This window comes from Spiroplasma endosymbiont of Polydrusus cervinus (genome assembly GCF_964019755.1).
GTDB lineage: Bacteria > Bacillota_I > Bacilli_A > Mycoplasmatales > Mycoplasmataceae > Spiroplasma.
The window spans coordinates 729,686-743,018 of sequence record NZ_OZ026469.1 but is presented as its reverse complement, the minus strand read 5'-3'; the positions used below and the strand labels follow the sequence as shown (position 1 = coordinate 743,018).

11 protein-coding genes and 2 pseudogenes are annotated in these 13,333 nt (G+C 27.5%); 4 read left to right on the top strand and 9 right to left on the bottom strand.

Annotation, left to right across the window (positions count from 1 at the left end; translation table 4 throughout):
• Positions 1–3: 3 nt before the first annotated feature.
• From AACK78_RS04680 to AACK78_RS04650, 7 genes and pseudogenes are all read right to left on the bottom strand, one after another.
• Positions 4–1,341, bottom strand: a complete 1,338-nt coding sequence (locus AACK78_RS04680; RefSeq protein WP_338954755.1) for a sigma-70 family RNA polymerase sigma factor — start codon at positions 1,339–1,341, stop codon at positions 4–6.
• 5 nt (positions 1,342–1,346) lie between these two features.
• Positions 1,347–3,230 carry a DNA primase gene (dnaG, locus tag AACK78_RS04675; protein WP_338954754.1) on the bottom strand — a complete coding sequence of 628 codons (1,884 nt, stop codon included), beginning with the start codon at positions 3,228–3,230 and terminating at the stop codon, positions 1,347–1,349.
• 237 nt (positions 3,231–3,467) lie between these two features.
• Complete coding sequence (gene rpsO, locus AACK78_RS04670) at positions 3,468–3,734, bottom strand: 30S ribosomal protein S15 (protein ID WP_338954753.1); 267 nt, start codon at positions 3,732–3,734, stop codon at positions 3,468–3,470.
• Positions 3,735–3,831: 97 nt separating this feature from the next.
• Positions 3,832–4,719 (bottom strand): riboflavin biosynthesis protein RibF, encoded by an 888-nt coding sequence (gene ribF, locus AACK78_RS04665; protein WP_338954751.1) that lies wholly within the window; start codon positions 4,717–4,719, stop codon positions 3,832–3,834.
• A complete protein-coding gene (truB, locus tag AACK78_RS04660; protein ID WP_338954750.1) occupies positions 4,719–5,630 on the bottom strand; it encodes a tRNA pseudouridine(55) synthase TruB in 912 nt (303 codons plus the stop codon). The genes ribF and truB overlap by 1 nt, the downstream gene beginning before the upstream one ends.
• A gap of 94 nt (positions 5,631–5,724) precedes the next feature.
• A complete protein-coding gene (pepF, locus tag AACK78_RS04655) occupies positions 5,725–7,521 on the bottom strand; it encodes an oligoendopeptidase F (protein ID WP_338954747.1) in 1,797 nt (598 codons plus the stop codon).
• A gap of 219 nt (positions 7,522–7,740) precedes the next feature.
• Positions 7,741–8,082: pseudogene (locus AACK78_RS04650) on the bottom strand (IS30 family transposase); the annotation flags it as partial.
• A 10-nt stretch (positions 8,083–8,092) separates the two neighbouring features.
• Here AACK78_RS04650 and AACK78_RS04645 point away from each other — a divergent pair.
• Together AACK78_RS04645 and AACK78_RS04640 are read left to right on the top strand one after the other, a co-directional pair.
• Entirely contained in the window at positions 8,093–8,206 is a 114-nt protein-coding gene (locus tag AACK78_RS04645) for a lipoprotein (RefSeq protein ID WP_338954743.1), read from the top strand.
• Between the two features lie 465 nt (positions 8,207–8,671).
• Positions 8,672–10,024 (top strand): M17 family metallopeptidase, encoded by a 1,353-nt coding sequence (locus tag AACK78_RS04640; RefSeq protein ID WP_338954742.1) that lies wholly within the window; start codon positions 8,672–8,674, stop codon positions 10,022–10,024.
• Between the two features lie 144 nt (positions 10,025–10,168).
• Here the strand turns inward: AACK78_RS04640 and AACK78_RS04635 are convergent, their stop codons facing one another.
• The gene (locus tag AACK78_RS04635; RefSeq protein ID WP_338954740.1) at positions 10,169–10,498 is read right to left on the bottom strand and encodes an integrase core domain-containing protein; all 330 of its coding nucleotides are present in this window, start codon (positions 10,496–10,498) and stop codon (positions 10,169–10,171) included.
• On the opposite strand from AACK78_RS04635, the gene AACK78_RS04630 reads away from it, so the two are divergent.
• Together AACK78_RS04630 and AACK78_RS04625 are read left to right on the top strand one after the other, a co-directional pair.
• Complete coding sequence (locus tag AACK78_RS04630; protein WP_338954738.1) at positions 10,474–10,680, top strand: hypothetical protein; 207 nt, start codon at positions 10,474–10,476, stop codon at positions 10,678–10,680. The two genes, AACK78_RS04635 and AACK78_RS04630, sit on opposite strands and share 25 nt — an antisense overlap.
• 82 nt (positions 10,681–10,762) lie before the next feature.
• Positions 10,763–12,283 carry a YfcC family protein gene (locus AACK78_RS04625; RefSeq protein ID WP_338954736.1) on the top strand — a complete coding sequence of 507 codons (1,521 nt, stop codon included), beginning with the start codon at positions 10,763–10,765 and terminating at the stop codon, positions 12,281–12,283.
• A gap of 208 nt (positions 12,284–12,491) precedes the next feature.
• On the opposite strand, the pseudogene AACK78_RS04620 reads toward AACK78_RS04625, so the two are convergent.
• Positions 12,492–13,263 (bottom strand): annotated as a pseudogene (locus AACK78_RS04620) (IS30 family transposase); the annotation flags it as partial.
• Positions 13,264–13,333 lie beyond the last annotated feature (70 nt).

Below are 13,333 nucleotides of genomic sequence, written 5' to 3'. Positions count from 1 at the left end.
CCTCTATCCTTTGAAAAAATCTTTTAATACTTTTGCTTTTGAATTAGCTTGATTTGGTTTAAACTTACGAATTGTTTTCGCTTCAATTTGACGAATTCGTTCGCGGGTAACTTTAAATTCTTTCCCCACTTCTTCTAACGTCTTTGGTGAATCATATTTCGATAAATGTTTATCAATTAAAGTATTCTTTTGACTCTGAACTTTTTCAATTGGCGTGTCATAGTGAATATCAAGGGCTTTAACTGTTTGCACTAACTTCGGAAAGGTTTCATCTTCACATTCCTTTGCTAATCGTAAAACTGTTCGTAATTTTGTTGGTAACAACCCAAAACGCATTCTAATTACTTTTTCTTCGCGTGCTGATAAAATTTCATGAAAAACTTCATCAATTACTTCCCGTAATGATTCTTTTTCGGCGTATTCATCGGGGGTAAAAATATCTTTATCATCGACAAAATCACCAAAATGAGTGTCATCCTCATCACCAATTGGTTTCTCTAATGACACTGGTTCAATTGATAATCTTTTAATTTCACGAACTTTTTCGCCAACCATTCCTTGCCCCATTTTTTCGGCAATTTCGTTGTAACTTGGTTCACGCCCTAATTCTTGCGTTAATTGTCGTTCAATTCTTATTAGTTTATTAATTGTTTCAACCATATGAACAGGAATCCGAATTGTTCGCGCTTGATCAGCAATTGCTCGCGTTGTCGCTTGGCGAATTCATCAAGTTGCATAAGTCGAAAATTTAAAACCACGCTTATAATCAAACTTATCAACGGCTTTCATTAACCCAATGTTTCCTTCTTCAATTAAATCAGAAAAATCTAATCCCCGGTTTAAATGTTTTCGGGCAACAGAAACAACTAACTTTAAGTTAGAAGTAATTAATTTATCCCGACCAAAGCGTCTTTCCTCGGGATCAGTTGATTCTAACATTTTGGCATATTTAATTTCTTCTTCTCGCGTTAAAATCTTACTTGTTCCTAGAATATTAAAGTATGCTTTAATAATATCTTGAATTTTTGTTTCATTCGAAATTCCACCAACTTTATAACGCAATTTCTCATTGACTTTTTTTTTGGCTACTTTATCTAACTCAACAGTTTCTGCTTCTTCAATTTCCTTTAAATTAACATCAAGAAATTCCACCCCATTGGTGATTAATTCATCAAAGTATTCTTCAACATCATTATCATCCACTTCAAAATGATCGTTAATTAAAGTTATTAACTTTTCTTGTTTAATTTCATTGTTATTTTCTTCTAAATATTTACCAATATATTCTTTAAATTCATCAAAAGATTTCATATCTCTGACTTCTTTTTTTGATAATCCCATTCTCTCTACCCCTTTTTAAATTTTAATCGTTGATTCAACTTATCAATTTCCATTGAAATTTCTTGTTGTTCAATCATATTATTTGCTTTTTCTAATTTATTTCATAACATTGCAATCTCTTTTTCATTAGCAAAATCATCAATTAAAAGCGCATGGTCTTCTAATTCTTTCTTATTATATTTAATTTTAATCGTTGATTTATTAATAATATTCAGTAACATTTTTTTTAAAGTAGGATCATTTATTTCTTCACACAATATATTAATTTTAACATTTTCTACCCCTAAATGTTCATTATAATAAGTAATTATATCGTTTGCTAGCAAACGATAACCATCAAAATTTAAATTTCCAATTTTTTTTTGATAAAAATCCGCTGCTTTTCGCGAAGCAAGTAATTGTAATAACATTTTTTCTTCGGCTAAAATATATCGTTTTAAATTTTTAATTTTATATTTGGTATTTTGAACAATAATGGTATTGAGCGGCGCTGAATTTACCTTCGCTGGTGAGCGCAGCAGCGGCTGGTTATTATCTTCCCTTTTTGGCAGGGATGTTAATGGTCTTGGCGAATTTAAAGGTCCTTTTTGATATCCTTTAATTTGTTCAATTTTTATTGTAATTGTTGCTTTTGAAATTCCGGTTATTGTAACTAAATTATTAATCGCTAACTCTTGTTCAAGCGGGTTAGGGCTCGCTTTAATTAAGGGCGCAACAATATTAATAAATTTCTCTAATTCATTGGCAACTTGTAAATTAAATTTATTTTTAAAATAATCCAGCGCAAAATTAATTGGATGTTCTGCCTGGCTTAACATTGTCTGAATTAATTCACCCTGCCCACTATTAACTAATTCATCAGGATCTTGTTGAGTTTCGTTTAAGACAATCTTAACTTTGACCTTATTACTTAATAATTTCACCGCGGATTTTAAGCTGGCATTAATCCCGGCTTTATCCCCATCTAAAAAAACTAAACACTCCAGCGTTATTTTTTTAATTTCCTTTAAGTGGTACTCACTTAAATTAGTGCCCATTAAAGCAACCGTATTTTTAATATTTAACTTTTCTAAGCTAATAACATCCATATATCCTTCTAATAAAATTAGATTATTATGCTGGCGAATAAAAGGTTTTGCCCGATGGATATTATACATTAGTTGTTCTTTTTTAAATACTTTCGTTTCGGGCGTATTAAGATATTTTGCAACCTGGCTGGTGCTACCAATTATTCGCCCAGAAAACCCAATAATATGATTATCTTCATTCTTAATTGGAAACATTATTCGCTCATTAAAATAATCATATACTTTATCATTCCTAATTGCAATTAATCCTGTTTGCTGAATATCATTAATTGTGTATCCTTTTTTAATTAAAAAATGACATAAATGATCAAACCCGCTTTCCGCATACCCAATTTGAAATAATTCAATTTCATTATTATTAATATTCCGCTGGGTTAAATATTCTTTTGCCACATGGCCTTTTTTTGTTGCTAAATTATTACTAAAGTAACCTCTTGCTAGGGCATTAATTTCAAAAATTAACTGATCTGTTGCATCGTATTTTGGTTTTTCTTGATAAACGGTTAATTCATCTAACGAAATATTTGCCATCACCGCAACCTTTTTTAAAGCTTCAATAAAATTAATATTTTCATATTCTTTTAAAAAAGTAAAAACATTCCCCCCTGCCGAACAAGCAAAACAACGATAAATTTGTTTTTCTGGTGAAATACTCATTGAAGGGTGGGAATCTTTATGAAAAGGACAAACCGCTCAATAATTGCGACCCCGTTTTTCAAGCAATAAATACTCGGACATTACTGTAACAATATTTACTTTTGATCTAATTAAATCAATTTTCTCATTACTAATTAATGCCATACCTTTCACTCCTTTTAATTATTTTAATTGTATACTGTAAAACTAAATCATAAAAAGTTAATAAAATTATAACAAATTAAAAATAAAAAACAATCTCACAAGAATTGTTTTTTACCGGCTCATCGTACAGGACGCCAAATTTTATTTGATATTAATTAAAACCCTAATCTTTTTTATGCGACCAATTTATTACACTTGTCTTAATAATTTACAAATAAAGTTTAAAATTCTTAAACTTTATTTTCTAATTCCTAATTCTTTAATGATGATTTTATATTCATTAAAGTCATTTTTAGTTAAGTAAGCAAGTAAATGTTTTCTTTGCGCTACTTTTTGTAATAAACTTCTTCTTGAAACAATATCTTTTTGATGGACTTTCAAGTGTGTTGTTAAATTATTAATATCTTCTGTTAAAATTGTAATTTGAACTTTTGTTGCACCAGTATCTTTTTCATTTTTACCAAATTTTGACACTAATTCTGCTTTTTTTCCTTTTGAAGCCATTATAATTTTCTCCCTTCATTTAGTGGCTTAATCATGTTAAATCAAAGAGTTTAAGAAAGGGTTATCTTAAATCAACGAAATAACAACCCTATTAATACTATGCTTTATTAGTATAAAAAGCAAGGGTATTAGCTAAATCTTGTTCTAAAAGAGCCACTAATTCGGCTAAATTATTAATTTTAACATTTTGTCGCAAATATTTTTTAAAATAAACGATAATTTCTTGCCCATATAAGTCGAGATTAACATCAAGTAAATATGTTTCAACAACTTCTTTTCCCTCAAATAATCTATAAGACGTCATTGATGGATAAAGTTTTCCTTGAGCTAATGTTTCTGTTACATAAACACCATAAGGTAAAATTACTTTTTGGGGTAAATAAATATTAGCGGTTGGAAAGTTAATTGTTCGGCCTAACTTTTTTCCCGAATTTACTTCACCACGTAAATGATAATCTTCATATAATAATTTGTTTGCTGATGATAAATTATACTGCAATAATAAATTCCGAATTGTTGTTGAAGAAAATAAACTATCTTGTCGTGGAATTAAATAAATATTTTCTTGGCCAAAAAAAGTAATAATATCATTAAAATCACCTTCGCGATTTTTGCCAAAGCGAAAATCAGAACCAATCACAACTTTTATGACATTGTAATGTTTTTTTAAAATTGTTAAAAATTTTTTTGCTGATAAATTCATAAATTCAGTTGTTAGTGGTGCTTTCAAATAATAGTCAAAACCTAATTTGGCTGCAGTTTGTTGTTTTGAAACATTATCGATTAGTTTCGTATCTGTTTGATGTAAAAAATCAGTAACACTTTGGAACATTGTAAAAAATAAGGCTGGAAGTTGTTCTTGGTTTTTAATTTCCATTAAGCGATTAATTAATTTTAAATGGCCTTGATGAAAACCATCAAACAAACCTAAACAAGCAATTTTTGGTTTCTGAGAAGCTGGCTTATTTCATAGTAAAGTTTTCATTAATAACGGTCGCCTTTCTCGCTTTCTTCTTGTTTAGACGGCTCAATATTTGATCATAATCCCCGCTGGCAAGCATAAACATGTTTCCCAATATGTTTATAAATTGCTAGAACATTTTTATTTTTATCAATAATAAAAATAATTGGATCAGCATGGTTAATAATAACAATTGGCTTTCCTTGTCGAATTTCTTCATCATAATGATAAAGCATCAATTGCTGATTATTCGTAAATAAAACATCATACATTGATATTAATGCATTAAAATTTACTTCGTCAAGAGTAATTGCTTTTGATAACAAAAAATTCCCTGATTGCGTACGACATAAGTTTTGAACGGTCCCAATTGTATTTAATTTTTCCGCAATATCAGTAACTAAACTTCTAATATATGTTCCTTTTGTACAGAATACACTAAATTTAATGGTATGATTATGCGCATCATATTTTTTTAGTTTAATTTCTTTAATTGTGACAGTTCGTGGTTTAATTTCAACTTCTTTATCTTCGCGAGCATATTCATAAAGTTTCTTCCCATTAATTTTAATTGCTGAATATTTTGGTGGATATTGTTCATACATGAAACCATTGAATTCATTAAAAATTTTTTTTAATATTTTTTTTTGAATTTTAAATGGCGTTGTTTCATTAAGAACATTACCAGTAACATCACCAGTATCTGTTTCAATAAATAGTTTCATTTCTACATCATAAGCTTTATCAGCTGTTAACAAATATTCACTCATTTTCGTTGCATTACTCACTAAAATCACTAAAAGGCCAGTTGCTAATGGATCTAATGTTCCGGCATGGCCAATTTTATTAATTTGTAATTTTTGTTTAATTTCTTGAATAACTTGATGACTCGTTTTTCCTGTTGGTTTATTAATTAAAAAAATTCCATCCTGCATAATTGAAACCACCCACTTCCTGAATTATTTTTACAGTATACAATGATAATAATTTAACAGAAATTTATTCCTTATTTTTAATATTAAAATCAAATTAGTTTAATAATTCGGTAAGATTATCAATCATTTCTGTTAATTTTATCAACAAGCCACTATAAATATTCGGATCAGTATAATCAATCCCAATATCTTTTAAAATTGCTAATGGTTCTTTACGACCACATTGTTTTAAAAAGTTCAATAAATGCTCTGGATGTCCATTAATAACATCATTATACAATTTAAAAGAAGCAACAATACATGTGGCGTATTTATAAACATAATATGGTGAATTAAAGAAATGTAAAATTCGTGGTCAATCATATGTTTTTTTCTGTGGTTCATATTTATCAAAAACAGTATACCCAAACTCATCAGCTTTTTGAACAAAAAGATCGGCTAATTTATCCGCATCTAATGGTTCATTATTTTCAACCATTTTGTGGGCTGTTCATTCAAAATCAGCAAAATGAATTTGGCGAAAGAATGTTGCCATAATTTCATCAATTCGATTTTGTAATAAATAAATTTTTTCCTCTTTGCTTACCGTATTTTTATATAAATAATCAAATAATAAATGCTCATTAACTGTTGAAGCAACTTCCGCTAAAATAATTGGATAATTATTCAATGGATATTTATTATTTAAATCTGCTAATAAGGTATGGACTGAATGACCCGCTTCATGTGCTAAGGTATTAACTGACCCAATTGTATCATCTCAATTCATTAAAATAATTGGTTCAACACCAGAACCACCCGATGAATAAGCACCACTACGTTTATTAGTATCTTCAAAATAATCAATGCGATGATCACGTCATACTAATTCTAATTGCGTTAAATATTCATCACTTAATAATTGCAGTGATTCACGAATCATTTTCTTTGCATCTTCAACAGTATATTTTTTATCCAATGAAGCAATATTTTTCACTAATTTTAAACTACGATCAGTTGGATAAAACTTTTTAAATTTAAAATATTTTTTTAATAGTTCATTATATTGAACAAATAAATGGCTATTTTCACGGCCATATTTAATTAAACTAGTATAAATTTCTTCAGAAACATCATCATTACTCAATGATGCTTGCAAAGTGTTTTTATAACCGCGTAAACGTATCGACTCAACACTCTGTTGAATAATTCCTTCATAAATTCGGGCAAAAGAATGTTTTTTATCAACTAAATGCTTAGTAAATAATTGTGCTGTGTTAATTCGAAGTTCTTGATCCGCTAATGGGTCTGATTTTTCCATAATTTCACTATATATTGAATTTGTTAATTCTATTTTCTTCCCTTGATAATCAATAAATATTCGTTTTTTATCAGCATATGCCAATAAATCATATAAATCATAAGCAACGTTTCGTGATCGTGTTACTAATGCTAAAATCTCTTCATCACGTTCTGACAAGATATATTTTGCACTTTTAAAAAACTTACGGTAACTATATTCATGCGCATGAAGGTCAGAGTCTTCTTTAAGTCATGTCATAATTTTTTTTTCTCCAATTGCTTTTAATTCTGATGCAACAAAAGCTAATTGACTTGTAATTTGATTTAAAGTATTTGAATAAATTCCGCCCAATTCTTGATATGATAAGTCAGTTGTATCAATATCCCCCATGTGAAGATATTGCGCCATTTTATTGGCAATTAAGTCAATTTCTTCGTCTAATAAAATATATTTTTTAAAAGTTGCTGCTTGATTTAATTTTCCTTTAAAGCTAATAATTTCTTCTAATTTTTTTACAATTTTTGTTAAATCTTTTTTTCAAGCCTCATGATTCTGATATAAATGACTAAAATCTCATTTATATTGTGGTGATGCTTCATTTCGTTTCATTATTTTCTCCTTTTTCTTCTAAATCCATCTTTTTATATTATAACTGTATACTGTAAAACTAAATCATAAAAAGTTAATAAAATTATAACAAATTAAAAATAAAAAACAATAATTTTACAAAAAATATTAAATTAAAAATATTGTTTTTAATATTTATTTTTAAAATTATAAAATTAAACACAAAAAAAATAAATTTTACTAATCTTAACAAACACTAATTTAATTTAAAAAAATTTTTTTAAAATATTTTCTTGATGTAAAATTTTCCAAGCAAGGTCTAATTGTAGTATTTAATATATCTAAAATAGATTTTAATCTACTACGAATATTAATTAATGGCTCATTTTGACCCAATCAACGCCTTATATCTCTATTTATTCTTTCTACTAATGCTTTCTGACGAGGTTTACCAGGATCACAAAAATAAACTCTTATTTTAAAGTGTTTTTCTATTGTTTTTCATCTATAAAATTCTTTTCCTCTATCGGTTAAAATACAACTAAATTTACTAATACCAATTTGTTTAATCATTTTCATTAAAATTGTTACTAAACAGGGTGCAGTCTAATTATTGTACAATAATTATAATATTTTAACTATTTTAGGAGCAATCGGATTAACAGCAACAAGTACAACATCATTAATTAGTTGCGAAAAACCAAATAATAGTGAAAACGGGGAGTAATAAACCAGAACCCAAACTACAACAACCACCAGTTGGAAGTAATTGAAAGTTAATTGAAGATTGTAAATTACGCGGGATAATTTATTCTTTACTTTTTAATTTCAATATCATTTGCAATCTTATTGACAGTATTAATAATAATATCTTTACCATACTTTTTCACTAACGACCGCAAAATTAAATATTGCTTTATTTGCATAATTTCAACCTCCTATAATTAACTTAAAAAGTTAACTAAATTAATAGTTAACTTTTTATGATTTGGTATTTACAATTTACAAGAGTTATTTTTTGGAGCTTCATTGTACATGATGCCATTTTAATTTTAAAAATAAATATTAAAAACAATATTTTTAATTTACTATTTTTTGTGATTATTGTTTTTTATTTTTAATTTGTTATAATGTTGTTAACTTTTTATGATTTAGTTTTACAGTATACAATATAGAAAGAAGAAATTTTACAATGATATTATTAAATGATAAGAAACAAGATTTAACTTTAAAAGCAGTTTTTAAAGATGACGAAATTAACCCCTTAGTTGTTCAAGAAAATGGCACAACAACTTTAATTTCAGAACAAAAAACAATTTATGTTTATTTTGAAAAAGCGTTAACTTTTAAAAGTGCAGAAGATTTTATAAAAAAATTTATGACAACAATCAAATATAATTTAAACATTGATGTTGATACTTTCAAAAAAGGAGCCGAAGCAAATAGTCATCTTTTCCAAGCCTTAGCCGAAGGAACACTATATGCATTAAATGATAGTTATAATTTAAAAACAGGTAAAAAAGAAAAAACAGATTACACCGTTAATTTAATTCACACCTGTGAAAAAGCGCCTGCCGCATTTAAAGAAATTCAAATTAAAATGGAATTTGTGAACTTTGCCCGTATGTTACAAGATACTCCTCCAAATTTAATGTATCCAGAAGTTTTTGCTGAAAAAATTATAGCAATGGCAAAAGGAATCCCAAATTTAAAAGTGACAATTTTAGATAAAAAAGAAATTGAAAAAGAAAAAATGAGGTTACTTTTATCTGTTAACGCTGGAAGTTACTTAGAACCACGCGTTGTTATTTTAGAATATTTAGGTGATAGTAGCAAAAAAGAAAAAGTTGGGTTAATTGGAAAAGGAATTACTTTTGATAGTGGTGGATATAATTTAAAACCTTCAACAGCCTTAACTGGAATGAAATTTGATATGTCTGGAGCAGCAATTGTTTGTTCAACTGTCTTAGCTTTAGCAAAAGCCCAAGTTAAAACAAATATTGCCGCAGTAGCTTGTTTAACAGAAAACCGTATTGGTGGTAAAACAACCCTAACAGAATCAGTTATTACTTCAATGAATGGAAAAACAGTTCAAATTGACAATACTGATGCTGAAGGAAGATTAGTCCTAGCCGATGGTATTACTTATGCTATTCATAAATTAAATGTTTATAAATTAATTGAAGTTTCAACTTTAACTGGAGCAATTCTAGTTGCCTTAGGAAAATGATTAACTGGAGTCTTTGCTAACAATGATGCTTGATATGATCAATTTGCTCAAGCGGCAACTAATGCCCATGAAGGAATTTGAAGAATGCCAATTTTAGAAGAGCACACTGCCATAATGCGAAAAACACCAATTGCCGATTTAACAAATGCTGAAAGTTCAAGTTTTGCTGCTAGCTCAACTGCTGCTGCCTTCCTATGCGAATTTGTGGAAGAAAAACCATATATTCATTTAGACATTGCTGGAACAGCAGATACTAATGATGGTCGTGGAACCGGAATAATGATTAAAACATTATTTGAATTATTTAAAGGATAATCCTAGACTGCACCCAAAAAAGTAAGTAAAGAAAAAAAGTCTTTGCTAAACTTTAAAGGAGGTGCATTTTTATATGGCAAGAAAAGGACAAAAATTTAATAAATATTAGACTGCACCCCGTTTAGTAAGTATTAATAAAAAGGTTTACAAACTTTCATTTATTATATATTTTTCTTTTTGGTTTGAATATCATTTATTTCATTTTTTAACATCATTAATATATTCATTATGAGATTTATAATTTTTATTATGGATTGTTCCTTTTTTAAGTAATGAATGAAAACTTTCAATAATAATGTTGTCTGCACAATGATAATTTTTACCCATTGAAATTATAATTTTGTTATCTAAACATTTACTATTATAATCTTTAGATGTATATTGATATCCGTGATCTGAATGAATTATTGTTTTATTTAGATCTTTTTTTATTTTTTTAATTTTATTAATTGCATCATTTAAATTATCAATCAACAATACTTGATGGATATACTAAAGAAATTATTGATGTAAAATGATCAAAATTTAATAATAACAAACTTGTAATTGATAATTTAAATGATGCAATTAATAAAATTAAAAAAATAAAAAAAGATTTGGCGTCCTGTACGATGAGCCGGCAAAAAAATTCTTATGAGATTGTTTTTTATTTTTAATTTGTTATAATTTTATTAACTTTTTATGATTTAGTTTTACAGTATACAATTATTAACAAAAAGGTTAGATGGGAATGCAAAAATGGATGTAAAAAGTAAAAAGAAGTTTAAATTTAAATTACCAACAGCATTCACAATTTTATTGGGAATTACGTTGCTAATTATTATAATTTCCTGGATTCCAGGAACAACGCAAACATGAACAGATGCGGATGGAAAAGTTCTTGGAGGACCTGCCGGAATTTTTGACTTATTTTTAGCCCCAATGCAAGGGTTTAAAGATAAAGTTGATGTTATTGTCTTTATTTTAGTCCTAGGAGGATTCTTAGGAATTATTATTCAATTGAAAGCATTAGATGCGGGAATTGGCCGTTTAGTTGTTAAAATGAAAGGCTGTGAAATCTGAATTATTCCAATTGTAATGTTTTTATTTTCCGTTGGAGGAACAACTTATGGAATGGGTGAAGAAACAATTGCCTTATATCCAGTTATTATTTCGGTGTTATTAGCTGCTGGTTTTGATGTTTTAACCGCAGTAATGGCAATTTTATTTGGAGCAGGAATTGGATGTATTGGGTCAACCTTAAATCCATTTGTAATTCAAGTTGCTGCCGATTCAGCTGGTATTCCTGATTTAACATCAACAACAGGAATCATTTGAAGAGCTGTTTCATGAGTATTACTAACTGCGGGAGGAATTTCTTTTGTTGTTTGATATGCCTTACGTGTGCGTCGTACTCCAGGGAAATCACCATTATTTGATAAAAAAGATTTTTATGAAGCAGAATTTGCGATTGTTGATGATTTACCAGAATATAATGGTAAACGAAAAGCAATTATGGCAATCTTTATGCTAAGTTTTATTTTTATGATTTTTTCCTTAATTGGATGAGATAAATTTGGAATTCCATTCTTTGTTAATTTTACCGAGTTAGTTAGCAAACATGCTCTGTTTATTGCGCATTTCTTTACGCCATTAGGACAATGATCATTTATGGAAATTTCCGCTTTTTTCTTCATTGCATCAATTATTATTGCATTAATTAATTGAAAAGGTGAAGAAAACTATGTTAATAGTTTTATTAGTGGTTCAGCTGATATTCTATCAGTTTGTTTAGTTATTGCCTTTGCTACGGGAATTGGTTTTATTATGACTAATACGGGAATGCAAACAAAATTAATTAGTGGCTTATCAGCCCCAGTGTCAAAATTAGGAAGAACCGGTTTTATTATGGTAGCCTTTTTTTTCTTCTTAATTATTTCATTTGTTATTCCATCGAGTTCTGGTTTTGCACAAACTGTTTTCCCAATTTTAGGACCAGTTGCTAATAGCGTTGCCGTTGGATTAACATCGGAAACAATCACAGCCTTTTCATTTGCGAATGGAATTATTAATTTAATTTCACCAACAAGTGCAATTTTAATGGCCGCCTTATCAATTTCAAAAATTTCTTATGGTAGCTTTATGAAAGCATCATGACCATTAATTGTTGGAATTGTCGTGGCAACCATCATCTTATTAGGAATCGGTACCTTGTTACCAATTTCTTATCCGGCTGTTGCTCCTTTCAGTGAAACAATCAATCCATTAAATTTAAATTAATTAAGAAAGCTTTATTTTTATACTGTAAAACTAAATCATAAAAAGTTAATAAAATTATAACAAATTAAAAATAAAAAACAATAATCACAAAAAATATTAAATTAAAAATATTGTTTTTAATATTTATTTTTAAAATTATAAAATTAAACACAACAAGAAATAAATTTTACTAATCTTAACAAACACTAATTTAATTTAAAAAAATTTTTTTAAAATTTTTTTCTATTGTTTTTCATTTATAAAATTCTTTTCCTCTATCGGTTAAAATACAACTAAATTTACTAATACCAATTTGTTTAATCATTTTCATTAAAATTGTTAATACAATACTTGCCTTTTTACTAAATAAAATATGATAAAAAAGTATTTTTGATTTACGATTTACTAAAACTAACAAATAAAAATTACCACAATCAAGAGTATCCATTTCTCAAATTCCACTAAAACTTAAATCATTTCCATAATCATTTAAAAATTTCTTATAATCTCTAATATTAAGTAATTTTCCATAATTATCATTTTGTTCCCCATTTTTTGTTTTTCTTTTTTTATTTTTAAAATATAACATTTCTTTTTTTAAATTAAAATAACCTAATTTAATATATTTATATATTGTTTTAAAACATACACCAAATTTTACATTATATTGTAATTCATACGAAGTAATAATATTTTGTGGCGAACGACCAAAATTATTATATTCATTAGAAAAATGACTTAATTCTTGTGAATTTAACATTGAATATTTACGACATTGTTTTTTATTTTTATCATGTATTTTTTGTGCTTTTGCAGCATTATAATTATTAATATTATCAAAACATATTTAACTCTTGCCAAATAGTTCTATAATCTCTATTCATTTGCTTAGCAATTTTTCGAATATTAATTGTTCCATTTCCCTTTTTAAATAATTCATTATCTTTTAATTTTTCCAAATTTACTCTTTCATTAAAATCTAATCTTTCATATTTTCTCACACTTTACCTCCTAAAATATTTAAAATGTTATAATTTATGTGCAATAATTATAACATTTTAAATAAGGAGA